Genomic DNA, 25,924 nt, shown 5'->3' with positions numbered 1-25,924 from the left:
TAGCAAAAAATAAAAGATGAAATACAAATTCCATCTCATCTGTAACCGGCGAGGGAAAAAGTGTAAGTATAAGCGGCTTGAAAGATATACATTTTACTGTATGAATTACAAGGCAGAGATAAAATGTAGTAATGAGACACAAAAAAACTTGACAAACAGAAATAATTTTGTAAAATAAAACCATTATTAAAGAATAATGATAGGTTTGTATAATGGATTGTAGACAAATTGATACTTTTAGATACAATTAGATACCATTTAATACCAAATGCCAAAAAGTGAGTTTTGTTGACGACAAAATGGTAAAAAAATGAGGATTAGAACGAAAGTGCCGCGGTGGCGGAACTGGCAGACGCGCACGGCTTAGGACCGTGTCCTTTTCGGGTGTGGGTTCAACTCCCTCCCGCGGCAATTTGAAACACGCGAATACACGCGAATAATTAGCGAATATTAGCGTTAGATTTGTGAAAATTCGCGTTAAAGCAAAGCGAATGGAAAATATAAAGGTTAATGTTTTAGAAAAAAAAGGTTGTACAACTGAACTTAAGGTTGAAATTTCTGCTGACGAGTTTAAAAAAGAACTTGATGCAGTTTATAATGATATTCAGAAAAATGCAGCTATTGATGGGTTCAGAAAAGGGCGTGTGCCAATAGAATTTGTTAAAAAAGAATTTGCTAAAACTGCTATCACGAAAACGGTTCAAAACTTGCTCAACTCTGCAACAGAACAAATTATCAAACAACACAATTATCAACTTGTATCAGCACCTGTTGTAGAGCCTTCTGATATTGAAGATGGCAAACCATTTTCATTCAAATTAAAAATAGAACAGATACCCGAGTTTGAAGTAAAGGACTACAAAAAACTGAAACTTATAAAAAAGATAAAAAAAATTACTGAAAAAGAAATCCATGAGGTAATAAAAAACCTACAGGAACGGCAGTCAACTCTTGTAGATGAAGGGAATGTAGCAGTAGAACCGCATCATTTCCTTGTTGCTGATTATGAGGGCACTATTGACGGTAAAAAAATAGAAAAACCTGCTGAAAACCAGATAATTGATTTATCACACCAATCACTTCCTGCCGGTTTTGCAACAGGTCTTATCGGAATGAAAGTTGGCGAAAGCAAAACAATAGAAACAAAAATCGCAGATAAGCCAGCCCAATTTGATGTCAAATTAAAATCAATAAAAAAGAAGGTTCTGCCTGAAATTGACGATGAATTTGCGAAAGATTTAGGACACGAAAATATTAAACAACTTAAAGAGAGAATAAAAACGGAACTTATAAAAGCAGATGAAGAAAAAAGCCGCCAGGATTTAGAAAACCAGATTGTTGAAACGCTCTTGAAGTCAAACGATTTCCCTGTGCCTGAAACATTGGTTGAGGAAGAGATTAACAGCAGTATAGAAAGAACAAAGCAGTATCTTATTTCAAACCGCAGTTATAACGAGGACGAATTTACAAAATCTATTCCTGCGATGCGTGATAGATACAAATCAGATGCTGAAAAAACTGTGAAAATTTCATATATTCTATCACGAATAGCAAAGAATGAAAACATAACAGTTACCGATGAGGAAATAGACAAAAAAATTGAAGAACTTGCTGGTGGCGATAAAAAAAATACAGAAGGTTACCAGAAACACCGTGAGTATCTTTCGCTGCGGCTCAAAGAGCAGAAACTATTTGATTTACTGTTAGCAAACGCAAAAATCAAGGAGGTTACAAAATGAACCCAAAAGCGAACCTTGTACCGATGGTTGTTGAGCAATCCTCTCGTGGAGAACGCGTGTATGATATTTATTCCCGACTGCTAAAAGACCGAATTATTTTTATTGGTTCACCGATAGATGACGATTTTGCGAATATCATTATTGCCCAGTTGTTGTTTCTGGAATCAGAAAGTACCGAGAAAGAAATTTCGCTGTATATCAACTGTCCTGGCGGGTTTGTTACCGCAGGGCTTGCAATTTACGATACAATGCAATTTATTAAATCCAGAATTTCAACCATCTGTTTAGGTCAGGCGACATCAATGGCGGCAATTATTCTTTCTGCCGGCGCAAAAGGTAAACGATATGCATTGCCTAATTCGCGGATAATGATTCATCAGCCGCTTGGTGGTGTTCAAGGTCAGGCGACGGATATCGGGATTCAGGCAAATGAGATTTTACGAGTAAAAAAACGGCTTAACGAAATCCTCGCTAAACATACAGGGCAGTTGTTTGAAAAGGTAGAAAAAGATACCGACCGTGATTTTTTTATGACTGCTGAAGAATCCCAAAATTATGGTATAATAGATGAAGTGATTGAAAAAAGGAAATGAAATATGGCACAGAACAATAGAAACAGTTTGATTATTCCGAGAACATTACCGCTTCTACCGGTACGAGATGTTGTAGTATTTCCGTATATGGTTTTACCATTAGTTGTTGGCAGAGAGAAATCGCAGAAAGCATTATCAGAGGCGATGGCTGGGAATCGGCTGATACTTCTTGTAACACAGAAAAGAATGCAAACAGAAGACCCGCAACCTGCCGATATTTATGAAATAGGTGTTGTTGCAGAGGTGTTACAACTTTTGAAGATGCCTGATGGGTCTGCTAAAATACTGATTGAAGGAATTGTTCGTGCAAGACAGAGTAATTTTAAGTATCTGCCACAAAAAGGTTATGTTCAGGTTGATATTGAAGTGCTTGAGATGTTAATTGAAAAAACACCACAGATTGAAGCACTGATGCGGCAGACAATCAATCTTTTTGAGCAGTATATCGGCTTGAATCCGCGATTGCCGTTTGAGACAATCACAGCATTAAGTTCAATTGAGGAACCTGGTCGGCTTGCAGATATGATAGGTGCGCATCTTGTTATAAAAAATTTACAGAAACAACAGATACTTGAGACAATCAATCCTGCATTACGGCTTGAAAAAATTATTGAGTTACTAAACAGCGAGTTAGAAATTTTAAGTATTGAGAAAAAAATCCAATCCAGAGTACGTAGCCAGATTGAAAAATCGCAAAAAGAATACTATCTTACTGAGCAGATGAAGGCAATCCAGAAAGAACTGAAACAGAAAGATGATACCGCCCGAGAGATTGATGAACTCCGTACAAAAATAAAAGAAACGAAAATGACAAAAGAAGCGGAAACTATCGCCTTAAAAGAACTCGCACGAATGGAAAAGATGATGCCGTTTTCACCTGAAGCAACTGTTATCAGAACCTATATTGACTGGCTGATTTCTTTACCGTGGTCAGCAAAGACAGAAGATAATCTTGACTTAGAGCATGCGGAAACGATTTTGGAAGATGACCATTACGGGCTTGAAAAAATTAAAGAGCGTGTTGTAGAATATCTCGCAGTCTGTAAAATGACACAGAAATTAAAAGGGCCGATTCTGTGTTTTGTAGGTCCGCCAGGAACAGGTAAGACATCTATCGGAAAATCAATAGCGCGTGCACTTGGCAGGAAGTTTATTCGTATCTCGTTAGGTGGTGTCCGAGATGAAGCAGAAATCCGTGGGCATCGCCGAACATATATCGGTGCATTACCCGGCAGGATTATCCAATCACTCAAAAAAGCGAAATCTAAAAACCCAGTATTTCTTATGGATGAGATTGATAAACTGGGGCAGGATTTCAGAGGCGACCCGGCATCCGCGCTTCTGGAAGTTTTAGACCCTGAACAGAACTCTACATTCTCAGACCATTATCTGGAAGTAGATTTTGACCTGTCTGATGTGATGTTTATAACAACCGCTAATACGCTTTATCCAGTCCCGCCAGCGCTTCAAGACCGAATGGAGGTTTTGAAATTTTCAGGCTATACAAAAGAAGAAAAAATACATATCGCAAAAAAATTCCTTATCCCAAAACAACTGAAAGAACACGGAGTAACTGAGAAGCAAATCAATTTTTCAGACGAGGCAATAAATTATATTATCAAAGAATATACATTAGAAGCGGGTGTACGAAATCTTGAACGCGAAATCGCTAATATCACAAGAAAAGTAGTAAAAGAGATTGTCGCTGAAAAGAAAAAAGGAACGGTTAGTATCACCGACAAAAATGTCGGGAAATATCTCGGGATACCTAAATTTCATACTGATAAAAAATCAGAAAACCAAGTTGGTATCGCGACAGGGCTTGCATGGACTGAGGTTGGCGGTGATACGATGTCTATTGAGGTTTCTGTGATGAAAGGCAAAGGGGTATTAACGCTAACAGGTAAACTTGGTGATGTGATGAAAGAATCCGCACAAGCGGCGCTTACTTTTATTCGTTCTAATGCCAAAAAATTCAGGATAAAAGATGACTTTTTTAAAGATAAAGATATCCATGTTCATGTGCCCGAAGGTGCAATACCGAAAGACGGTCCTTCTGCAGGGATTACAATTGCAACCGCAATGCTGTCTGCAATTACAAATAAGCCCGTCAAAAAAGATATCGCAATGACCGGCGAGATAACTCTGCGAGGTCGGGTGTTATCAATAGGTGGGTTCAAAGAGAAAGCACTGGCTGCATACCGAAGCGGTATAAAAACAGTGCTATTCCCGGAAGAGAATCAGAAAGATATGGAAGAGATGCCGAAAGAGGTAAAAGAAAAAATAAAATTTGTAACAGTAAAAACAATGGACGAAGTCATAGAAAAAACCCTGGAGGCAAAACAGTAAATTCAGTGAATTCAAAAAGTGCACAAAGTGCTTACCTTCAAGGCTACCCCTTAAGGGGTAGCCTTGAAATTTGCCTTTTTCTACGAAACTTAGCCACCAGTTTCAACTGGTGGCGGTTAGAACCGCCACTAAAGTGACGTAAAAAACTACTTATTCATTTTTTTCTTTTATAGGAGAGAGAGTATGCTAATGAAACAGTACCTGATGATACCGGGACCGACGATGGTTCCGGAGCGGATTTTAAGAGCGATGGTTAGGGAGATGATAAACCACAGAGGCCCTGAATTTAAGGAACTTCTGTTAAAAGTTACTGATGGTGTAAAAAAATGTTTCAAGACGGAAAACGATTTATTTATTATTCCATCGTCAGGCACTGGCGGGATGGAGGCAGCAGTTGTAAATATTCTATCCGAAGGTGACGATGTTTTGGTACTAAATATCGGCGCATTTGGCTCACGATGGACGAAAATATTAAAAGCATTTCGTGCAAATGTTGATGAACTAAAATTTGAAAGAGGCAAATCTGCAGATATTGAAACCATTGAAAGCAAACTTAAAGAAAAAAAGTACAAAGCAGTTTTCTTCCAACAAAATGAGACCTCAACTGGTGTTCTAAATCATGTAAAATCAGTTGCAGAAATAATAAAAAAATATGATGCGTTAATTGTTGTAGATGCTGTCTCAGGACTTTTAACTGCTGATTTGAAGACAGACGAATGGGGACTTGATGTTGTCGTTGCGGCATCACAAAAAGCGTTTATGCTGCCACCCGGTCTTTCGTTTGTTTCATTCTCAAAGAAAGCATGGCAGTATTATGAGAAATCAAAAATGCCAAAGTTTTACTGGGATTTTAAGTTGATGAAGGACTTCGCTGATAAAGGACAGAACCCGGTAACTCCGCCTGTTTCTCTCTATTATGGATTGGAAGAATCACTGAAAATGTTGGAAGAAGAAGGGCTTGAGAATGTTTTTGACCGACATAAAAAATTGAAAGATTTGGCAAGAAATGGGCTAAAAAAAATCGGCTTAAAACTTTTGGCATCTGATGAAATCGCTTCCTGCGCAGTAACTGCTGTTTTCCCGCCTGAAAATGTTGCCGCTGACGATTTAAGAAAAAAAGTTAAACAGAATTATGGTGTTGTTTTAGCTGGTGGTCAGGAAGAATTAAAAGGCAAAATTTTCCGTATCGGCCATCTCGGATATTGCACCGAAACCGATATAATGGTTTCACTTGATGCTATCTCAAAATGTCTGTAAAATGTAAATAAAAAATGAATCAAAAAAAAATAAATACGAAGTATAAAACCAAGAACTATCAGAACCACTCAATAATAATGGAACCGTCATATCACAGTTATAGTACCACTACTACTATTGATATGTTTCCCGAACTAATGGATTTCAGAAATCCATACTTTACCACTCAACTTATAACATATATCGGGAACAAGAGAAGTTTACTACCGTTCTTAAATAAAACTATTACTGATATAAAACGCATGTTAAAAAAAGATAAACTATGTATTTTTGAAGGATTTTCAGGAAGTGGTGCGGTCTCGCGTTTGCTTAAATATCACGCATCACAACTTTTTGTAAACGATATGGAAGATTATTGTGAAATTTTAAGTAAATGTTATTTAGTAAACAAATCAGAAACCGATTTAAACTTTATATCTGAAACAATACAATGGTTAAATCAAAATAAACTTAAGTTCTTGCAAAAAATACCCGGTTTTATTGAAAAGAATTATGCACCTAAAAACGATAATGATATCAAGCCATGCGAGAGAGTATTTTATACCAATCGCAATGCTAAAATAATTGATAATTTGAAATATCTAATTTATTCAAAAATAGATAAATCCTATAGACATTTTTTTCTTGCACCATTGATTGTAGAAGCATCTATCCATACAAATACTTCTGGAGTATTTAAGGGTTTTCATAAAAAAAATGGTAATGGCTGGTTTGGTGGCATGGGTGAAAATGCGCTTACGAGAATAAAAGGGGAAATCAATTTAGAAATGCCACTTTTTAGTGGGGTTGAGTGTGAAGTAAATATTTTCAAAGAAGATGTGAATGAACTAATAAAATCTTCCTTGATAAATCAATTTGATTTGGTTTATTATGATCCGCCATATAACCAGCATCCATATGGTTCAAACTATTTTATGCTGAATATCATTGCAAATGAATCAGAGGAAATTGAGATACAAAATGGCATCAGTGGTATTGCTAAAAATTGGAAAAGGTCTCAATACAATAAAAGAAAAACAGCTGAAGAGTCACTTGGCAATTTGATTGAAAACACTCCTGCAAAATATATTTTGCTTTCGTATAACAACGAAGGTTTAATCCCTACTGACAAAATAAAGCTAATACTTACAAAATATGGGAAGGTTGAATTGCAGAAAAAAGAATATAATACTTATCGTGGTTCCAGAAACCTTCGCGATAGAAATATAAAAGTTCAGGAATTGCTGTGGATATTGGAGAAAAAGTAGAAATGTGAGGCAACAGAATGGCTGATAAATATCTATTACGAAAAACCCGACAAGGGCTAATTATAAATGTAACTTCCAAAAAGCAAGAAACAGGTGTTATTAAAGCATTAAACCGTGTTGTTATGGAAATAAACAAGAAATTCCAAGTAAAACTTCGGCATGAAACAAAATGGTTCCTGAAAGATATTGTTGAAGAATTAAGAAAGCACTTCGCAGATGTTGAGTTTCATTATTTTTTTAGTAAAAGTAATATACAACCTGACGGGGGAATTTTATTTTTAGAAGATAAAAAGGGGAATATGTATCCTATTTTAATAGCGGAAGTCAAAAATCAAGGAACAAATGTGTTGCGACAAAAAGAAGGGCTTCCGTGGCAATCAAAAGGAAATGCCGTAGAAAGATTAGGTAAAAATGTAATTGGATTAAGGACTGCTTTGTTAAAAGAATCTATTTTTCCGTTTGTTTGTTTTGGTTACGGCTGTGATTTTGCGGATAATTCTTCCATATTAGATAGGGTAGTAACTGTTGCAATGTTTGGTAAACTTAATAAGACATATTTATATAATGACGGTGAAGGTAATAAATTTAATAGAGGAAGTTTTTATTTCCGAGAGAAAGAATAAGAATGGACAGTTGAAGAAATGGTTCATATTTAAGAAATTATGAATGCAATTGAGATAAAAAATCTGACGAAGGTTTATATTAAAAAACGGTTGCTGAAAAACAAGAAATTTCTTGCAGTTGATAATTTAAGTTTTGAGGTCGCCGATAATGAGATATTCGGTTTTTTAGGACCTAATGGTTCTGGAAAAACCACAACCATAAAAATACTATTAGGACTGCTGTTTCCAACGGCAGGCGAATGCTTTATCTTTGGCGAAAAAATACCATCACTTTCAGCCGCATCAAAAATCGGCTATCTGCCTGAAATACCGTATCTTTACAAATATCTTACCGCAGAAGAAATTCTGATGCTTTACGGTTCCATATCCGGTTTGACAGAAAACATACTCAAAAATCGGATTGACGAAATTTTGGAGACAGTCAAGTTAAAAACCGAAAAAGATACACGACTTGGCGAGTTCTCAAAAGGGATGCTTCAGCGGGTAGGTGTTGCGCAGGCGCTTATACATAAACCGCAACTTTTAATTTTAGACGAGCCATTCACCGGGCTTGACCCTTTAGGACTTAAAGATATGCGGGATATAATTTTACAACTCAAAGCCGAAGGCAAAACGGTGTTTTTCTCATCACATATAATTTCAGAAGCAGAAAAGATATGCGATCGTGTTGCAATAATTTACAAAGGCAAACTCTTGAAAATAGTTAAGATGAACGAACTAAAACCAGGTTCGCTTGAAACTGTTTTTATTTCAGAAATCGCAGAAGGCCGCAGATAAAAACATAGATGACCATAGATGTTATCAGCGGTAATCTGCGACACATTATTATGAAAAATATAATTCCAATTATTCGCTACACAGTAAAAGAAAACATCAGACATAAAATTTTTTATGTGTTGGTCTTGTTTGCAATTGCTATTATCGGCGCCGATATACTTTTTGGTGTGCTTGCCGGCGATGAGCAGGTTCGGCTTCTTTTAGATTTAGGGCTTGGTGCAATTGAAATTTTTGGGCTGTTAGTTGCAATTTTTGTTGCAGTGTCACTCGTCCTTGAAGAGATAGAATCTAAAACAATTTATCTTTTACTATCCAGACCATTGAAAAAGACCGACTATATTATAGGCAGATATTTGGGAATGATTCTAACGGTAGTTTTGGGGCTTTTAATTATGGTTGTGATTCATCTGGTGTTCTTGGTTGCTATCGGCTGGGGAATGAGCATCTCATATTTTGTAGCTATTTTTGGAATCATTCTTAAAATAATTTTGATTTCTACAGTTGCACTTTTCTTCTCGCTTTTTTCAACTTCTGCAGTTGCTTCAATTGTGTTCACTATTTTTTTCTGGATACTGGGGCATTTCTCAACCGAATTGAAGTTCTTATCATCTAAAATTAGCAATATCTTCTTAAAAGCGCTTGCAAAACTTTTCTTCTACATAGTCCCTAATTTTCAGTATATGAATTTCAGAGATTATCCGGATACAAGCAGTTTGTCATTAATAGTGCCTGTTGGATATACCGTTGTTTACTCAATAGTCTGCATAATTTTGTGTATGATACTTTTTACAAAAAAGGAATTCTAATAAGGGTAATTAAAAATGTAAAATGTAAAATTAAAAATTATGGTAAATAAAATACATTTTTAACTTTTAATTTTTAATTTTTAATTGTCGTTAAGGAGGTGAGAAAAAGTGGCTGAGATACTGGTTGTTGTTTCAAAGGTAAAGAAGATGGCGAAGGAAGCGGGCTTGCGAACTGGTAAGGACTATATTGAGGCGTTGTCTGCAAAAGTTGACAGTATGGTCAAAGCATCTATTGAGAAAGTAAAAGCAGACGGAAAAAAGAAAACAATAGGTGCCGAAGATTTGGCATAACTGTAGCGGGTAAGCAGGTGGGCAGGTAAGCAGGTAAGTGTGAATGAAATCGGTTTTACATATATCCGCTGTCCCGCTTATTCGCTTATCCGCTGGTTTTATTATGATTTGTACGCTTTTGTTCCCGTTTGATATGGGACTAGATTTGGATTTCTATGATGAGTCGGCTATTTTCAAAGTATTACATCGCGAAAAACTTACAACTTTAACTTTTTTTGAGACACAATACGAAAATGCTAATACAGAAGTACAACTTTATAGATATGGTTGTGGGCTAATCTCTATAACATTTAATGTTTATAGTGATGAAACACTTTCAACCTGTACGCAGATTTCCTGTTTGTCGTCTCAAATAAAAATAAATGGAATAGAAATAATTTCATACTGCCAGAAACTTGCACAGAATATGATTGCCCAAGCACAGCAGTATGCAGTCCATAGATATGACCGCAAACTTGAAGAGACAGAAATTTTTCCTGTTTTTGTTATGGACCGGCTTACATCTTCTGCAGACACATTTATCACCAGAAACCTGAAAACACTTTACGGAATTGTCTCAGCAGAAACAAACTATGAAAAACTTTCAGAGTTTGTAATCCAGGCAGAACCGCTCGCTAATTATGGATATTATGAAGACGAAATAATTCTGATTAAACGGTTCGGCGCATTTATATCGTCAGAAGAAGCGGATACGATTGTTGATATAATCAAACTTACACTTGTGCAATGGTGGGTCTTAAAATCATATGATTATATTTTGCAGAAAGAACTTGATGATGCGCAGAAACATCTTGCAGATATTCCATCGGGCTTCAAGATTCTTAAAACATTTACGCAGTATAATAAATTCAGCAAGGACTCGCTGGATTTTGACAGGGATAAACTTGAAATTATATCCGACATACACACCGGCATTCCGGAGATAGAAAACGACTGGCACTTAAAGATGCTTTATACGAATATAAATAAAATTTTTAATACCGAAGAATTAGAAAAATGGGTTGAAACAAAAATTACACGGATTGAGGATTCATATGAGAATGCCAGAGATTTTCTATCAACCAACTTTTTTATACTGTTAGATATCATATTTTTTCTATCACTTGCCTGGAGCGTTTTTGATACACTGCTTTTATGGAAAATATCAGCAAAATGATAAGGAGATAATATGTTTGAATCACTGGATTTTTTTCAATTAGTTTCTAAGGGCGGGTATACTATTATTGTGTTGATTATATGTTCAATAATTTCAGTTGCGGTTGCAATCCAGAAGTTTATAGAATTTGCAAAATTAAAATCACCGTCTACAAAAGAAATTGAAGATATAAAAAAAGCAGTTGAAAAAGAAGATATAAGTGGTGCGATAGAAAGCGCATTAAGAAGCCGAACATTGCTCGGTGAAATAGTATCAGAAGGGCTGAAAGGGAGGGGGACTAAAAACGGTATAGCGATTAAAGAAATGGTGTTAAGAAAAATTTCTCAGCAGACACTCATGCTTGAAAAGTATCTGTCTGCCGTCGGTACTATTGGTGCGATTACACCATTTATCGGGCTTTTAGGAACTGTTATCGGGATTATGCGTGCGTTTCATGATTTAGGAAAATATGGCGTTGGAAATCCGTCAATCGTCTCCGCTGGAATCGCCGAGGCACTTATTGCCACCGCCGCGGGGCTTTTAGTCGCTATCCCGTCAGTTATACTTTACAATTATTTTTCTAAAAGAATAAACCGTTTTATGTCAGAGCTAGAAAATTCAGCATTTGAAATTTTGAATCCGTTAATTTATGGCAATAAGTAACAACCAGAAAAGAATAATGTCAGAAATAAATATCACACCATTTACTGATGTCGTGCTGGTACTGCTTATTATTTTTATGGTGACTACACCGTTGATTATGCAGGCAGGGATACCCGTGAAACTGCCTAAAACCCAAACGATTCAGGATGTTTCCGATGCAGGGCTTACAATTACATTAACCACAGATAATAAAATTTATTTTAATGATGTTGAAATCAGCAAAAACAATTTAGAAAATTCGCTTAGAAACAGGGTTCTTAATGACCCCGCTCTGCTTGTAATAATAAAAGCAGATACACTATCGTATCACGGCAAAGTAGTTGAAATTTTGGATATTGCAAAATCGGTCGGTGTAAAACGGCTTGCTATAGCGACACAATCCAAAGAGATAGGAAATGAAAAAAGAAGTAGCAGAGAAAAGGGGGTGAACAAGAAATGAAGATACTTGTTGTTGATGACGATGCGGAAGCAAGAGAGTTATTAAAAGTATTTTTGGAGTCCGAAGGTTATAGTGTTGTTCTGCTTGAAAAAGGCGAAGCGGTGGTTAAAACAGTTCTTCAGGAGCCGTTTGCATTGGTTCTTTTAGATATTAATCTACCGGATATAGACGGGATTGAACTGCTAAAGAAAATTCGTAAGGTTGATTCAGAATTGCCCGTGATGATGATTACCGGTTTCAAAGAAGCTGAAAAAGTAATCTCGTCTTTCCGCGAAGGTGCGGTAGATTGTGTATTAAAACCGCTGAATTTTGAATATCTGAAATCCAGTATTTTAAGTCGGGCAAGAAAGGTGTAGTTTTAAAAAAGAAATTATAAAACGAACCACAGATGGACACTGAAAAAACTTAGAATTAAGAATTAAGAATTAAGAATTAAAATCTGTGTTAATCTGTGTTAATCTGTGGCTTAATTTGTGAAGGCAATAGCCAGAATCAGAGTTAAATACGCTAAGAAACAAACCCTGAGATTCTTATCCCATATTGAAGTTGTATCTGCAATAAGACAAGCGGTTCGCCGTGCTAATTTGCCTGTCTGTACATCTTTCGGGTTCAGTCCTCAGTTAAAAATCTCTTTCGGTCCACCACTGCCGGTTGGTTACACATCTACCTGTGAACTTTTTGATATAGAAATGTCACGCAGGGTTTTACCGGAGGATATCCATAAAGTATTATCAGATAACCTGCCTGCTGGATTTGAAGTTATATCTATATCAAGTGTGCCAGTGATTACAAAACCGATAGAATTACTTGTGAATGTAGCAAAGTATTCTGTTGAGATGATATGGCAGCGAGAAACGGGTGAGATAAAAATAAATGAGTTTTTTGCTACAAAAGAGTTTCTTATAGAACGGCTTACAGATAAGAGTAAAAGAATCATTGATGTCCGCCCGCTTGTTATAAATATGAAACAAACTGATAACATACTTGAAATGATTTTGCGGTTTGGTCCTAAAAAAACAGCCAAGCCGGATGTAATAATTCAAAAAATGTTTGGGTTAAGTAATGAACAAAAATTAACATTAAGAATAAATCGGGATAAGTTTTTTTGTGAGATGGAAACTGGCAGTTTAAGAGATATATAGAAGTTCCAAACCCGCATTGGAATATGATATGAAAGAAATTCTGGCAAACTGTTCTGACGATGAAACAAGAGTCGCAGTTGTAGAAGACGGGCATCTCACTAATTTTTTTGTAGAAAGACATAGTGAAGAAAATATCGTCGGCAACATCTATAAAGGTAAAATTGTATCAGTAATTGATAGTATTCAGGCTGTATTTGTGAATATAGGTGTTTCCAGAAACGGTTATCTGCCTTTTTCAGAACTGATAATTGACAAGTCAAAATTGGCTGAAATGAAGTTTATACTCGTCCAGGTTACAAAAGCGTCGCTTGGTACAAAAGGGCCCAAACTTAGCCAGCAGGTTTCACTCCCGGGACATTACCTTGTATATATACCCGGTTCTTCACATATCGGTATCTCAAAAAATGTTACTGACGAAAAAGAACGATTCCGATTAAAATCTATAATTGAAGAAATCAAACCATCAACAGGTGGATTGATAGTCCGAAGTGAAGGCGAAGGAAATGAGAAAGATGTTTTTAGACGAGAAATAAAATACCTGACACGGTTATGGGAAACAATCAACAAAAAATTTGACTCGGTGAAAGGCGGCAATAATATCGCACTTTTACACAGGGATTTAGGACTGGTTTTTAGAATAGTAAGAGATTATTTGAACGAAGAAGTCAGCGTATTTTTTATTGATTCAAAAGATGAATACGAAGATACAATTAATTTTGTGGAAATGGTTTCGCCCCGATTCAAAGATAAAATCCAGTTTTATAAAAATAAAACGCCAATTTTTGAGATAAACAATATAGAACAGCAAATTACAAATATGCAAAAACAGAAAATCAAACTGCCATCAGGTGGCTATATTATAATTCAGGAAGCCGAAACACTCTGTGCAATTGATGTCAACAGCGGTAAATTTACAAAAGCGGATTCGCTTGATGAAATCATTCTGAAAACAAATATAGAAGCAATTTATGAGATAGCAACGCAATTGCAACTGCGAAATATCGGCGGTATCATCGTCATAGATTTAATAGATATGAAACATTCTGCTGATAGAAAAAAGGTATTTAAACTTCTGTGTGAACTGGTTAAGAAAGATAAAGCAAAAACTGAAATACTGCCTGTTACAAAACTCGGACTGATTGAAATGACAAGACAGCGAAAAACAGAAAGTATGGTTAATTTTTTATCAGAAATCTGCCCGTATTGTGAAGGTAGTGGCAAAGTTTTATCACGTGAGACAATGTCGATAAAAATAAAAAAAGAAATACTAAAACTGATTACTCGCAGTGGCGAACAGCCGGTTAGAATCATAATCCATCCCGATATTGCAGAAGTATTTGATAAGAATTACACAAAAAAAATAGAGACCAAAATAAATAGAAAAATAATTATTGAAACAAACCCGCAGGTTCATCGTGAGGATTACAAGATAATACTATGACACCTGAAGCAAAACGAAAAATAACACATTGGTTCATATTGTTGGTTCCAGTTTGTTATATTTTTTTGTTCAGACGTAAAACAGTTCTATTATTGCTTGCTATTGTAATGATTCTTGATATTATTATTGAATATAACCGACTTAAAAATGAGAAGTTTAATCAGCAGATTCTAAAAATTTTCAGAAGCGTCTATAGAGATGAAGAAGTAAATAAAGTTTCTACACTTATATTTACACTGTCAGGTCTGTTTTTTACAATTCTTTTTTTTAAACAAGAAATTGCAATACTTTCTATACTTTTTCTTACATTTGGCGATGGTTTTGCAGCACTGGTCGGTGAAAAATATGGCAGACATAAAATTTTCAAACAAAAAAGTTTAGAAGGTACAATTACAAATCTCTTAACCTGCCTGATTGTTGGTTTTATCTTTTCTGTATTTTTCAGAATAACACCATTGCAAATAATTTTAGGCTCAATCACTGCAACAGTTATTGAAATCCTGCCCGTTAAAGATAATTTTCTTATTCCGATTGCTTCTGCATCTGTAATGCTGCACGGTTAAGTAAAAAAAACTTGACTAACCTGAAAAAATTTGGTAAAATCTAAAAGTAATGCCACGGTAGCTCAGTCGGTAGAGCGAGGGACTGAAAATCCCTGCGTCGGCGGTTCGATTCCGTCCCGTGGCAATTTTATACATCCTCAGGAAATTATAAAACATTACCGCGAAAACACGAAACTTAGAAAACATGAAATAGAACAAAAAACTTTAAAGTTATTTTTTCGTGATTTCGTGATTTCGTGGTTAAGAGGTCTTCTTGAAATGACAATTTTTGATTAATTTTATGCCGATGTAGCTCAATGGTAGAGCAATCGCTTCGTAAGCGATAGGTTGTCGGTTCGAAACCGACCATCGGCTTTATAATATGCTTAACAATACAATAAAGTAAAATCATACAGGGGGCGGGGGTGGGAAGTGGAGAGATTATTAAGTATTTTAGGAACTTTTGTGCTTGTCGGGATTGCATGGATGTGTTCAATTAACAAGAAAAAAATCAACTGGAAAACGGTTGTTGTAGGAACTATGTTACAGGTTGTTCTGGCAATAATTGTTTTGGTATCGCCGCCTGGTAGATGGTTTTTCGTCAAAATGAACGATGTTATTGTGAAACTGCTTTCGTTTTCAGAAGATGGCGCACGGTTTTTATTTGGTAACCTTGTAGCCAATTACATCCCGGTTGGAATTTTAGAAAATGGCAATTTCGTTCAAACTGCACAGTCAATCGCATATGCAGGCGCTTTTTTTGCATTTTCGGTTCTACCAACAATTATTTTCTTTTCATCGCTGATGGCGGTACTCTATTATCTCGGTGTGATGCAGTTGATAGTTTTAGCATTTGCAAAAGTGATGACAAAATTTATGGGTGTATCGGGTGCCGAATCGCTTTCCTGTTCTGCGAACATTTTTGTCGGGCAAACCGAAGCGCCACTTTTAGTTAGACCGTTCGTTGCAGAAATGACCATGTCAGAACTTTTAGCAGTTATGACAGGCGGGATGGCTACAATTGCTGGCGGTGTGATGGCTGCGTATGTTGGGATGCTGAAAGATTTTTTTCCGATGATTGCAGGTCATCTTCTAACAGCATCGGTTATGTCAGCACCCGCCGCACTTGTTATGTCAAAAATAATTCTGCCTGAAACCGAAGAGCCAAAGACGGCTGGTGTTGTAAAAATCCATTATGAAAAAACGGATGCGAATATTTTAGATGCTGCTGCAAATGGTGCGACGCTCGGACTTCAACTCGCACTGAATGTCGGTGCCTGCCTGATAGCGTTTATGTCATTGCTTGCAATGATAAATTTCTGTCTTGGAATGCTCGGTGGCTGGCTGGGTTATGCCCAACTTTCGCTACAGAAAATTTTTGGCTGGATTTTTTCACCACTTGCTTGGGTTATGGGTGTGCCGTGGAAGGATTGCGCTGTTATTGGTAATCTTATGGGTGAAAAAACTGCACTGAACGAATTTGTTGCCTATTTTGATTTTGCAAAATTCGCACAGCAGAATCCCGGCGTGCTTGCCGAGCGGTCAATGGTTATTGCGACATATGCATTATGTGGGTTTTCTAATTTTTTGTCAATTGCAATACAGATAGGTGGTATTGGCGGTATTGCACCTAACAGACGACACGACCTCGCAAAATTAGGTTTACGATCTGTGCTTGCCGGTTCACTTGCCTGTTTTATGACGGCAACCATCGCAGGTATTTTAACATAATGTCAGTCAAAATAATTGCTGGAAAATTTCGTGGGCGGGTCCTTAAAACACTGCCAGGCACTCAAACCAGACCGCTTCTGGCAAGAGTAAAAAAATCGCTTTTTGACATTCTAGTACACAAAATTGTTGGTTCTACTTTTTTGGATTTGTTTGCTGGTTTTGGAACGGTAGGAATTGAAGCACTCTCCCGTGGCGCCAAAAAAGTTGTATTCGTGGAGAATGACAGAAACTGTATCAAAATTATTGAAGAAAATTTAGAGAAATTAGGTATTTCTAAGAATGTAAAAGTATTCCAAAAAGATGCAATTCAACCTGATTTGATAGAATGCAAATTTGATATAATTTTTATAGGTCCGCCGTATAATTTAGTATCCATTGCTGATATAATTTACAAATGCGAGAGGATTATCAATAAGAACGGAATTGTAATCGCACAACACTATTTCAAAGAAATGCTTCAGGACCGAATTAGTAATTTTCATCTTTACAGACGACAGAAATACGGCGATATGTGGCTTTCTTTTTATTTACACAGATGAGACACAAAGATATTATTGTGATAAAATACGGTGGAAGTTTGATGGATAATAAATCTGCCGAAAAAAAAATATTAAGGTATGTAAAAAAAACTGCGCTAAATAACTCTGTTGTTGTTGTGCACGGTGGTGGAAAAGAGATTACAGAGGAACTTAAAAAATCAAAAATAGAAACAAGGTTTGTCAACGGGTTACGTTATACTGACGGTAAATCAATAAAAATTGTAGAAAAGGTGCTTGAAAAAATCCAGAATCAACTTGCTAAAAAACTAAAAAATGCTAAAGCATTAAAAAAAGTGGCTACAGGTAACAGAGTCAAAAAACTTGGTTATGTTGGGAAGTTCGTATCTGCAAAGTTGTCAGAAATTGAAAAAGTGCTTGGGGAAGGTACAATTGCAGTCGTTTCACCCGTCGGTAAGAATAAAAACAGTCAGATTTTGAACTTTAATGCTGACGAGGTTGCCAGTGGTATCGCAGCACAATTAAAAGCAAAAAAACTTGTATTTTTTACAGATGTAGCAGGTGTTTTGGATAATAGTGAAAAAACAATACCGACAATACGGATAGAATCCATAAAAAATCTGATTAACAAAAAAATTATTAGAGGCGGGATGATTCCAAAAATTCAAGGTTGTATAAAAGCGATACAAAACGGCGTCTCTGAGGCGAATATCATTGATATAAATTTTAACGGCACGAGGATTTTATGAATTATTTCGAGTTAGAGAAGAAGTATATTTTTCAAACCTATAGACGAAATCCGGTTTTGTTTGTCAAAGGGAATGGTAAGTATTTATGGGATGATAAAGGAAAGAAATATCTTGATTTTTTTTCAGGGCTTTCAGTCTGTTCTGTCGGTCATTGTCATCCAAAAGTTGTTAATGCAATTCAAAACCAGAGTAAAAAAATTATCCATACATCAAATCTTTATTACACAAAACCACAGATAGAACTTGCAAAAATGCTGTCTGATATATCTTTCGGTAAGAATGGGAAAGTGTTCTTTTCTAATTCAGGTGCTGAAGCAAATGAATGTGCAATAAAATTAGCAAGAAAATTCGGTAGTGGAAAATATGAAATTATAGCATTCAAGAACTCATTTCACGGCAGAACTCTAGCAACACTTTCAGCGACAGGTCAGAAAAAATTCCAGAAAGGGTTTAAGCCGCTTCTGCGGGGTTTCAGGTTTGCAGAATTTAATAGTTTAGGGTCGGTGAAAAAAAATATAACAACAAAAACATGTGCAATTATTGTTGAACCAGTTCAAGGTGAAGGTGGTATCTATTCTGCCCAGAAAGAGTTTATGCTCGGGTTAAAAAAAATTTGTAATAGAAACAAATTACTTTTGATTTTTGATGAAGTCCAATGTGGACTTGGCAGAACTGGCAAAATTTTTGCGTATAAAAATTATGGTGTTGAACCGGATATAATAACACTTGCTAAATCGCTTGGTGGTGGACTCCCGATTGCTGCAACAATTGCCAAAAATAGTGTTGCCAAAACATTCAGTTATAGTGACCACGGCTCTACTTTTGGCGGGAATCCTGTCTGCTGTGCTGCTGCAATTGAGGTGCTTAAAATTGTCAGCGATAAAAAATTGATTGCAAATGTTAGAACACTCGGAAATTATTTTTTGTCAGAATTAAAAAAACTCCAGAATAAACATCAAATTATCAAAAATGTCAGAGGTCTTGGCTTAATGCTCGGTATAGAACTGAAAACCAGCGGCAAAGAAATTGTAAGCAAATGCTTACATCACGGGCTACTTATAAACTGTACACAGGATAATATTTTGAGATTTCTGCCACCGCTTATAGTTACAAAAAAAGATATAGATACAGCGATTTCTATTCTTGACGGTGTAGTCGGCATTTAGTCGGCACTTAAGTGCCGAGCGAGATTATATGACAATTGTTTTTATCGGGTTAGGTTCTAACAAAGGCAACAGGAAAAAGAATATTTTAAGCGCTATAGAACTTCTAAAAAAGAATGGGCAGAAAATACTGAAAAAATCGTCAATATACGAGACAAAACCATATGGTTACAAAAAACAAAAAAAATTTTTGAACGCCGTTGTGAAACTGAAAACGAATTTATCACCATTAGCACTTTTAAAACTCTGTAAAAAAGTTGAAACCGCAATTGGTAGAACCAATAGTTTCAGATGGGGACCGCGTGAAATAGACCTTGATATTTTGTTTTATGGTAAAAAGGTTTATAGAAATCAATATCTTACAATCCCGCATTTGGATTTGCATAATAGAACATTTGTTCTACAACCACTGACGGAAATTGCGCCCAATTTTGTTCATCCTGTAGTTAAAAAACAAATCAAAAGATTATGTTCGCCACCAACCTGCTAAATATCTTTATTATTATCTTTGCAACATCCTCAATCTCATATCTGTTATGGCGGTTACTTGGTTATTTCAAGCGAAAAGCAAAAGAACTTGAACGCCTCAATACCGATTTGCAATTAATACAGAACATATCCAAAGAAATAACCAGTACTCTTGAAATGAGAGAATTACTCCCACAGATAATGAATGCATTTGCGAAAGCAGTTAATGTCACCAAAGGTTCTATTATGCTTCTGAACGAAGAAACACAGATACTTGAGATAAAATACGGGCTTGGATTATCCGCACGAGCATATGAGGTTGTCCGTCCAAAACTTGCTGAAGGTATTGCCGGTATTGTTGCAGCGACTTGCGAACCTTATCTTATTATTCCTGATACTACTAAAAGTAGTGAATATGTAGATTTTGTATCTGACCCTAAAAAAACAAGGCCCAAAGAAACACTACTATGCTTACCACTTGCGTTTAAAGGGCATGTTTTAGGAGTTGTTTCACTTGACAAAAAAGTTGGTGGTAAAAATTTCTCAGAATATGATATCAAAATTGGTTCAATCCTCGCCAATCAAGTAGCGGTTGCTATACAGAATGCGAAATCATATGAGAATGCAATTACCGACGGACTGACAGCACTTTATATCCATAAATACTTTCATCATCGGCTTGAAAAGGAAATGGAACGGGCAAGAAGATTTGAACATGTGCTTTCGCTGATAATGTTTGATATTGACCATTTCAAAAGTTTTAATGATACTTACGGTCATCAAATAGGCGATGCTGCGCTGGTTCATCTGTCAAGATTATTAAAAAAAACTATGCGTTCAACTGATATTCTTGCTCGGTATGGTGGCGAAGAGTTTGCTGTAATACTTGTGCCGGACCCTAAAATTGAGCAGACAACGGAGATGGTGAAAAATATCGCAGAACGGTTAAGATGTAATGTTGAAAATACACCACTTGAGATAAACAACAAAAAACTCAAAATTACCATCAGTATCGGTGTAGTTTCGTGGTATGGCGAGAAAAAAATTGATAAAGATAAACTTATAAAACAGGCTGATGATGCACTCTATAAAGCGAAACGGGAAGGTAGGAATCGTGTCCGCGTATATAATGAAGATTTTATTTGATTTTTTGTAAATTTTTTGATAAAATATAATGCTAAATTCCAAAACAATATAATAAACCGAATGGAGAATAAAATGAGCGAAAGAATTCCGCTTGTGGCTGGGAATTGGAAGATGAACAAAACTGTCGGCGAAGCGGTTGAATTAGTAACACAACTGAAACAGAAATTATCGGATGTCAAAAACCGGGAAATGCTTGTCTGCCCGCCGTTTGTAGCGATTGTTATCGTCAGAGAAATAGTGAAAAATTCAAATATAAAATTAGGTGCACAAAATATGTATTTTGAAAAATCAGGTGCGTTTACCGGCGAAATATCGCCTGTGATGCTTAAAGATGTCGGTTGTGAATATGTAATTATCGGGCATTCCGAAAGACGGCAGTATTTTGGCGAAACCGATGACAGCGTCAACAAAAAAATGAAGGTCGCATTTGAGAACGGATTGATACCTATTGTGTGTATCGGTGAAACACTTCAACAACGCGAACAAAACGAAACATTTTCAGTAGTAGAAAGACAGGTTAAGACAGGATTAACAGGATTAACCGGCGAACAAGCGAACCGGCTTGTGATTGCATATGAGCCGGTATGGGCTATAGGAACGGGAAAAACTGCAACACCTCAGCAGGCAGAAGAAATCCACGCATTCATCAGAAAACTCTATTGTGAAATGTATGGAAAAGATTCTGGCGAAGCTGTTAGAATTTTATACGGAGGCTCAATTAAACCTGATAATTTTGCTGAAATAATGAAACAGCCAAACATAGATGGTGGACTCGTCGGCGGAGCTTCGCTTAAAGCTGACGACTTTATCAAACTTGTGAGGTATTAAAAATGCAGGTAGTTCCACAAAATTATTCTTTTAATGTATTAATTAAAAGAAAAAAAGAAACCTATAAAAATATAGAGAATAATACTATCTCATTACCAAATAATACAATACCGCATTTGCTTTTGGGAGATGTTTTTGAACAATTAAGACGGATACCTGATAAAAGCATTTCAGTGGTTGTGACCTCGCCGCCATATTGGAATTTAAGGGATTATGAAATAGAAAATCAGATTGGCAGAGAAAAATCACCACAGGAATATGTTGGAAAAATGATAAGGGTTGGTGATGAAATTTTAAGAGTGTTAAAAGATGATGGGGCATATTTTTTGAATATAGGTGATACATATGTTGATAAAAATTTACAGATGATTCCATCCCGTATTGCAATCGGGATGCAAAATATGGGTTGGCTTTTAAGAAACCAAATTATATGGTATAAACCTGACCACATGCCATCACCGGTAAGAACAAGATTTACAAATACATATGAACCGGTTTTCTTTTTCACAAAAAACGATTGGGAAAAAAATGTCTGTTTTGATATAGATTCTATACGAATTCCGCATAAGACACAAAAAGAAATACAAATGCCAAAAGGCAAAAAGTATAATGGCAAATTCCGAGGTAATGAAAAAAATATTGGTGCATCTCCCGGCGCTAGAATGTCAATTTCAGAGGGCAGATATACACTTAAACGGAAACATGAATTATCATTGAGTGAGATATGCGATTATTTAAGATATTGGCGAGAAAAAAAAGAAATTAGTGTGAAAGAAATTGACAAAATTCTTGGGTATAAACATACAGCAGGACATTGGTTCAGAAAAGATGTTGGTGGTTCGCTTCCAACCCCTAATGATTGGTTAAAATTAAAAAAGATATTAAATTTTGACGACAGATATGATAAAGAAATGACAGAAACACATTTGGTCTTACAAGTTGTTCAAAATCATCCTAAAGGAAAAAACCCCGGGGATTTATGGATAATAAATACAGCAAAAACTGGTTACGAACATTTCTCAGTTTTTCCTGAAGAAATACCGAAAATGGCAATAAAATCATGTTGTCCTTCAGATGGAATTGTTTTAGACCCGTTTGCTGGCTCTGGTACAACAGGAAAAGTTGCTTTGGAATTAAATAGGAAATCAATTTTGATAGAATTACAATCAAAATTTGTAAAAATTATCAAAAAACGCTGTGGAGAAATAAAAATTATATGAATACAAAACTAAAAAAGATTGAAATGTTAGAATACGATTATTTCAAGAAGATTGATTTTGATTTAAGTCAGGATTTACAAAAAATGATAGATGGTCTTAATTCAAAGGATAAAATTAAAAATGACTGGAAAAAATTTTTTGACAGAATTGATAAGAAAAAACAAAATTCTGATTTTTGTCGTGGAGCAGAAAGAATTTATTATTGGCTATTCAGTCAATTTGGTAAACCGAGTTCTGCTCCTATTGGAGCAGATATGTTTTTTGAAACCCACAATGCTTTTGTTCATATAGATATTAAAACAACAAAATTTGATAATCCGTCTGACTACAAAGGAAAAGTTCCACTTGGTGCTAATCAAACAAGTTATTATGGGAAGCACTATGAAGTTCATTTACCCACTTTTTATAATAAAGGCAAGCCAACTGAAAAAATTTGTTTAACTTATGTCATAAATATCGTTTATGAGTATAACAAAAACGGAGATATTGTAATATTGGCAATTTTACTTATTGCTGTTCCTAATGGTGAGTTAAAAATAATTTATGATGATAAAATTATTGGTGCGAGTAAAAATAAAGGTGAGGCATTCCGCTACGAGTATAAAAATAGTCCAAAATTTAAGTTATTGAATGATAAACCATACAGAATCAAGTTTTTATTTTTAGATAGAAGAATTACACAAGAAAAAATTATTGGTTTTAGAATGGAGTGATTTATGTCGGAACTTACGGAAAGAATTACGGAAAAAATCAAAATGAGAGAAAAAAGGGCGCAGAAACCTGTGATTGCAAATGTTTCTAACAGACATATACATCTCTGTCAGGAAGATTTGGAAAAACTTTTTGGAACTGGTTACAAACTTACGAAAGATAGAGACCTTATGCAGCCAGGCGAGTTCGCATCAAAAGAATCGGTTTCTATTAAAGGACCGAAAAACGAGATAAAAAATGTGCGTGTACTTGGTCCTGTAAGAAAATTTACACAGATAGAGATTTCTAAAACGGATACATTTATTCTCGGTGTAAATGCACCGCTGCGAGTATCAGGTGATATAAAAAATTCTGCACCGATAACAGTAATTAGTCCAAATGGGCTAATTGAACTGAAAGAAGGTTGTATCGTTGCCAAACGGCATGTTCATTTTACACCGAAGGATGCCGAGTTCTTTCAGGTAAAAGATGGCGAAAATATAAGCGTAAAAGTTGAAAGCGAACGAGGGCTTGTTTTTGATAATGTTGTCGCACGTGTTCGCGAAAACATGGCGTTAGAATTCCATATAGATACTGACGAAGCAAATGCCGCTGGTATAAAAAACGGTGATAGAGTAATAATTTTATGAACCTAAAAGAAATAAAAACTGTAGTAGCAGATGACGAACCGGATATTCTGGAATTTCTTAGTTTTGCTTTAGAGAAACATGGCTTTGTGGTTTTTAAAGCATCCGACGGCAAAGAACTTTTGGAAAAAATATACCAGCATAAACCAGATATCGTAATTTCAGATATTGATATGCCCAATCTCACAGGATATGATGTATTACAAACTTTAAGAAATGACTCTTTTTTAAGACATCTGCCGTTAATCTTTTTAACAGGAACAAGGAAAAAAGTAGAAGATAGAATAAAAGGTATGGAATACGGATGCGATGACTATATCTATAAGCCTGTGGATCCTTACGAATTAGTAGCAAGAGTGAAAGGGCTGCTTAAAAGACATGCAGGTTATTTAGATGCTAACCCGTTAACGAAATTACCAGGTAACCAGTCTATTGAATATGAACTCAACGCCAGAATGAATGCTGAAAAACCATTTGCCGCACTTTACTTGGATATTGATAATTTCAAATCTTATAACGATAAATACGGTTTCTTAAATGGCGATGAGATAATCAAAAATGTAGGATTTATCTGTGTAAATGCATGTAGAAATTGTGAAAACAGCGAAGATATTGTCGGACATATTGGTGGTGATGATTTTGTTATTTTTACAGAATGCCAGACAGCTGAAAAAATTGCGAATTATATCTTGAATGAATTTAATAAATCAGTAGAGAAGTATTATAGTCCTGAAGATGCGAAAAACAGAAATATAGAAGTAAAAAACCGAGTAGGGAATTTGGAAAAGTTTCCGCTTATGAGTATCAGTATTGCTATCATTTCTACAGACAAAATAAAAATTACACATAAAGCAGAGTTTTCTATAATATCTGCAGAACTTAAAAAACATGCCAAATCTTTAGGTGGTAATAGATATGTTTTTGAAAGAAGGGTTGAAGAACACGAATGACTGCACCGAATAATTCGGTTTAATTCGGTTAACATTTGGTTTACATTCGGGTTTTAAGGAGGTATGGATGGAAGCATTGGGAATGATTGAGACGCGCGGTTTAATCGCTCTGATTGAATCCGCGGATGCTGCTGTGAAAGCAGCGAATGTGAAATTGGTTGGCTGGGAAAAAATTGGAAGCGGACTCGTAACGGTTCTGTTTCGTGGAGAAGTCGCAGCCTGTAAATCATCTTGTGAAGCAGGTGCTGCAGCAGCACAAAAAGTCGGCGAACTGGTTGCCGTTCATGTGATTCCGCAGCCACATCAGGATTTGGAAGGCACAATGCCAATCTCTTTATTAGAAAGCAAGAAGAAATAATACACGAATAGCAACCAAATAAAAATACCGAATAGAAACACCGAATAACCGTCTAAATTTATTCGTTTATATTCGGTTAACATTCGGGAGATATTCGTGATATAAGGAGTGGAGTGACTATGCAATTTGCCCGTGTTATAGGCAATGTTGTCTGCACACGAAAAGATGATAAACTTGTCGGCACCAAACTTTTAATGGTCCAGCCGGTTTCACTTGAAGGAGAACCCAAGGGAAACCAACTTGTTGCTGTGGATGCCGTCGGTGCTGGAGAAGGCGAGCTTGTTTTAATAGTTCAAGGTTCTTCCGCTCGTCAGACCAAACGCACCGAAGGCAATCCTGTTGATACAACGATAATGGCAATTATTGACTACATAGAGAAAGACGGCAAGGTTGTTTTTAAGAAAAGTGCAGACACAAAAGGCAGTAGATAAGT

The 25,924-nt window shown here is 35.9% G+C and carries 30 protein-coding genes and 3 tRNA genes; 32 read left to right on the top strand and 1 reads right to left on the bottom strand.

Translation table 11 applies throughout. From position 1 onward, the window contains the following. Nucleotides 1-184, bottom strand: a 184-nt coding sequence (locus tag AB1349_04855; protein ID MEW6556667.1) for a hypothetical protein, incomplete at its 3' end; no start/stop codon positions are given. A gap of 146 nt (nucleotides 185-330) precedes the next feature. On the opposite strand from AB1349_04855, the gene AB1349_04850 reads away from it, so the two are divergent. The 32 genes from AB1349_04850 (at nucleotide 331) to AB1349_04695 (ending at nucleotide 25,922) form a co-directional block, all read left to right on the top strand. After that, nucleotides 331-411 (top strand) — tRNA-Leu (locus AB1349_04850). A gap of 80 nt (nucleotides 412-491) precedes the next feature. Next, nucleotides 492-1,739 (top strand): trigger factor, encoded by a 1,248-nt coding sequence (gene tig / locus AB1349_04845; protein MEW6556666.1) that lies wholly within the window; start codon nucleotides 492-494, stop codon nucleotides 1,737-1,739. Further along, the gene (gene clpP / locus AB1349_04840; protein MEW6556665.1) at nucleotides 1,736-2,332 is read left to right on the top strand and encodes an ATP-dependent Clp endopeptidase proteolytic subunit ClpP; all 597 of its coding nucleotides are present in this window, start codon (nucleotides 1,736-1,738) and stop codon (nucleotides 2,330-2,332) included. Before tig ends, clpP begins: the two co-directional genes overlap by 4 nt. Nucleotides 2,333-2,335: 3 nt before the next feature. After that, entirely contained in the window at nucleotides 2,336-4,681 is a 2,346-nt protein-coding gene (gene lon / locus AB1349_04835) for an endopeptidase La (GenBank protein ID MEW6556664.1), read from the top strand. A gap of 183 nt (nucleotides 4,682-4,864) precedes the next feature. Next, nucleotides 4,865-5,938, top strand: a complete 1,074-nt coding sequence (locus tag AB1349_04830; GenBank protein ID MEW6556663.1) for an alanine--glyoxylate aminotransferase family protein — start codon at nucleotides 4,865-4,867, stop codon at nucleotides 5,936-5,938. A gap of 137 nt (nucleotides 5,939-6,075) precedes the next feature. Continuing rightward, nucleotides 6,076-7,185: a DNA adenine methylase gene (locus tag AB1349_04825; GenBank protein MEW6556662.1), complete on the top strand. Its 1,110-nt coding sequence runs from the start codon at nucleotides 6,076-6,078 to the stop codon at nucleotides 7,183-7,185. Between the two features lie 17 nt (nucleotides 7,186-7,202). Continuing rightward, nucleotides 7,203-7,808, top strand: a complete 606-nt coding sequence (locus tag AB1349_04820) for an EcoRI family type II restriction endonuclease (protein ID MEW6556661.1) — start codon at nucleotides 7,203-7,205, stop codon at nucleotides 7,806-7,808. A gap of 39 nt (nucleotides 7,809-7,847) precedes the next feature. Continuing rightward, nucleotides 7,848-8,585: an ABC transporter ATP-binding protein gene (locus AB1349_04815; protein ID MEW6556660.1), complete on the top strand. Its 738-nt coding sequence runs from the start codon at nucleotides 7,848-7,850 to the stop codon at nucleotides 8,583-8,585. A 50-nt stretch (nucleotides 8,586-8,635) separates the two neighbouring features. Further along, complete coding sequence (locus tag AB1349_04810) at nucleotides 8,636-9,391, top strand: ABC transporter permease (protein ID MEW6556659.1); 756 nt, start codon at nucleotides 8,636-8,638, stop codon at nucleotides 9,389-9,391. Nucleotides 9,392-9,499: 108 nt separating this feature from the next. Further along, complete coding sequence (locus tag AB1349_04805; protein ID MEW6556658.1) at nucleotides 9,500-9,682, top strand: hypothetical protein; 183 nt, start codon at nucleotides 9,500-9,502, stop codon at nucleotides 9,680-9,682. A gap of 43 nt (nucleotides 9,683-9,725) precedes the next feature. Further along, nucleotides 9,726-10,838 carry a hypothetical protein gene (locus AB1349_04800; protein ID MEW6556657.1) on the top strand — a complete coding sequence of 371 codons (1,113 nt, stop codon included), beginning with the start codon at nucleotides 9,726-9,728 and terminating at the stop codon, nucleotides 10,836-10,838. 12 nt (nucleotides 10,839-10,850) lie between these two features. After that, on the top strand, nucleotides 10,851-11,480 hold the full coding sequence (locus AB1349_04795) for a MotA/TolQ/ExbB proton channel family protein (GenBank protein MEW6556656.1): 630 nt from the start codon (nucleotides 10,851-10,853) through the stop codon (nucleotides 11,478-11,480). Further along, on the top strand, nucleotides 11,467-11,919 hold the full coding sequence (locus AB1349_04790; GenBank protein MEW6556655.1) for a biopolymer transporter ExbD: 453 nt from the start codon (nucleotides 11,467-11,469) through the stop codon (nucleotides 11,917-11,919). The genes AB1349_04795 and AB1349_04790 overlap by 14 nt, the downstream gene beginning before the upstream one ends. Then, a complete protein-coding gene (locus AB1349_04785) occupies nucleotides 11,916-12,275 on the top strand; it encodes a response regulator (protein MEW6556654.1) in 360 nt (119 codons plus the stop codon). Before AB1349_04790 ends, AB1349_04785 begins: the two co-directional genes overlap by 4 nt. 117 nt (nucleotides 12,276-12,392) lie before the next feature. After that, nucleotides 12,393-13,061, top strand: a complete 669-nt coding sequence (locus tag AB1349_04780; GenBank protein MEW6556653.1) for a TIGR03936 family radical SAM-associated protein — start codon at nucleotides 12,393-12,395, stop codon at nucleotides 13,059-13,061. A 28-nt stretch (nucleotides 13,062-13,089) separates the two neighbouring features. Continuing rightward, nucleotides 13,090-14,502: an Rne/Rng family ribonuclease gene (locus tag AB1349_04775; GenBank protein MEW6556652.1), complete on the top strand. Its 1,413-nt coding sequence runs from the start codon at nucleotides 13,090-13,092 to the stop codon at nucleotides 14,500-14,502. A 65-nt stretch (nucleotides 14,503-14,567) separates the two neighbouring features. Then, complete coding sequence (locus AB1349_04770) at nucleotides 14,568-15,065, top strand: hypothetical protein (GenBank protein ID MEW6556651.1); 498 nt, start codon at nucleotides 14,568-14,570, stop codon at nucleotides 15,063-15,065. A 51-nt stretch (nucleotides 15,066-15,116) separates the two neighbouring features. Then, a tRNA-Phe gene (locus AB1349_04765) sits at nucleotides 15,117-15,189 on the top strand. Between the two features lie 158 nt (nucleotides 15,190-15,347). Continuing rightward, a tRNA-Thr gene (locus AB1349_04760) sits at nucleotides 15,348-15,419 on the top strand. 57 nt (nucleotides 15,420-15,476) lie between these two features. Next, the gene (locus tag AB1349_04755; protein ID MEW6556650.1) at nucleotides 15,477-16,775 is read left to right on the top strand and encodes a NupC/NupG family nucleoside CNT transporter; all 1,299 of its coding nucleotides are present in this window, start codon (nucleotides 15,477-15,479) and stop codon (nucleotides 16,773-16,775) included. Then, nucleotides 16,775-17,314 carry a 16S rRNA (guanine(966)-N(2))-methyltransferase RsmD gene (gene rsmD, locus AB1349_04750; GenBank protein ID MEW6556649.1) on the top strand — a complete coding sequence of 180 codons (540 nt, stop codon included), beginning with the start codon at nucleotides 16,775-16,777 and terminating at the stop codon, nucleotides 17,312-17,314. The genes AB1349_04755 and rsmD overlap by 1 nt, the downstream gene beginning before the upstream one ends. After that, complete coding sequence (gene argB / locus AB1349_04745) at nucleotides 17,311-18,021, top strand: acetylglutamate kinase (GenBank protein MEW6556648.1); 711 nt, start codon at nucleotides 17,311-17,313, stop codon at nucleotides 18,019-18,021. Before rsmD ends, argB begins: the two co-directional genes overlap by 4 nt. Continuing rightward, nucleotides 18,018-19,187 (top strand): aspartate aminotransferase family protein, encoded by a 1,170-nt coding sequence (locus tag AB1349_04740; GenBank protein MEW6556647.1) that lies wholly within the window; start codon nucleotides 18,018-18,020, stop codon nucleotides 19,185-19,187. Before argB ends, AB1349_04740 begins: the two co-directional genes overlap by 4 nt. Before the next feature lie 28 nt (nucleotides 19,188-19,215). Further along, nucleotides 19,216-19,674 (top strand): 2-amino-4-hydroxy-6-hydroxymethyldihydropteridine diphosphokinase, encoded by a 459-nt coding sequence (gene folK, locus AB1349_04735; GenBank protein ID MEW6556646.1) that lies wholly within the window; start codon nucleotides 19,216-19,218, stop codon nucleotides 19,672-19,674. Continuing rightward, nucleotides 19,653-20,798 carry a sensor domain-containing diguanylate cyclase gene (locus AB1349_04730; protein ID MEW6556645.1) on the top strand — a complete coding sequence of 382 codons (1,146 nt, stop codon included), beginning with the start codon at nucleotides 19,653-19,655 and terminating at the stop codon, nucleotides 20,796-20,798. The genes folK and AB1349_04730 overlap by 22 nt, the downstream gene beginning before the upstream one ends. Nucleotides 20,799-20,870: 72 nt before the next feature. Further along, complete coding sequence (gene tpiA / locus AB1349_04725) at nucleotides 20,871-21,626, top strand: triose-phosphate isomerase (protein MEW6556644.1); 756 nt, start codon at nucleotides 20,871-20,873, stop codon at nucleotides 21,624-21,626. A gap of 2 nt (nucleotides 21,627-21,628) precedes the next feature. Beyond that, a complete protein-coding gene (locus AB1349_04720) occupies nucleotides 21,629-22,846 on the top strand; it encodes a DNA methyltransferase (GenBank protein MEW6556643.1) in 1,218 nt (405 codons plus the stop codon). Continuing rightward, nucleotides 22,843-23,559, top strand: coding sequence for a hypothetical protein (locus tag AB1349_04715; GenBank protein MEW6556642.1), 717 nt, complete (start codon nucleotides 22,843-22,845; stop codon nucleotides 23,557-23,559). The genes AB1349_04720 and AB1349_04715 overlap by 4 nt, the downstream gene beginning before the upstream one ends. A 42-nt stretch (nucleotides 23,560-23,601) precedes the next feature. Beyond that, nucleotides 23,602-24,186 (top strand): phosphate propanoyltransferase, encoded by a 585-nt coding sequence (locus AB1349_04710; protein ID MEW6556641.1) that lies wholly within the window; start codon nucleotides 23,602-23,604, stop codon nucleotides 24,184-24,186. Next, complete coding sequence (locus tag AB1349_04705) at nucleotides 24,183-25,133, top strand: response regulator (protein ID MEW6556640.1); 951 nt, start codon at nucleotides 24,183-24,185, stop codon at nucleotides 25,131-25,133. The genes AB1349_04710 and AB1349_04705 overlap by 4 nt, the downstream gene beginning before the upstream one ends. A gap of 67 nt (nucleotides 25,134-25,200) precedes the next feature. Further along, on the top strand, nucleotides 25,201-25,491 hold the full coding sequence (gene eutM, locus AB1349_04700; GenBank protein ID MEW6556639.1) for an ethanolamine utilization microcompartment protein EutM: 291 nt from the start codon (nucleotides 25,201-25,203) through the stop codon (nucleotides 25,489-25,491). Between the two features lie 119 nt (nucleotides 25,492-25,610). Then, nucleotides 25,611-25,922: a EutN/CcmL family microcompartment protein gene (locus AB1349_04695; protein ID MEW6556638.1), complete on the top strand. Its 312-nt coding sequence runs from the start codon at nucleotides 25,611-25,613 to the stop codon at nucleotides 25,920-25,922. Nucleotides 25,923-25,924: the final 2 nt, after the last annotated feature.

This window comes from Elusimicrobiota bacterium, from assembly GCA_040757695.1.
Taxonomy (GTDB): Bacteria; Elusimicrobiota; UBA8919; order UBA8919; family UBA8919; genus JBFLWK01.
The sequence above is the reverse complement of the archived record's forward strand: the minus strand, read 5'-3'. Positions and strand labels throughout refer to the sequence as shown.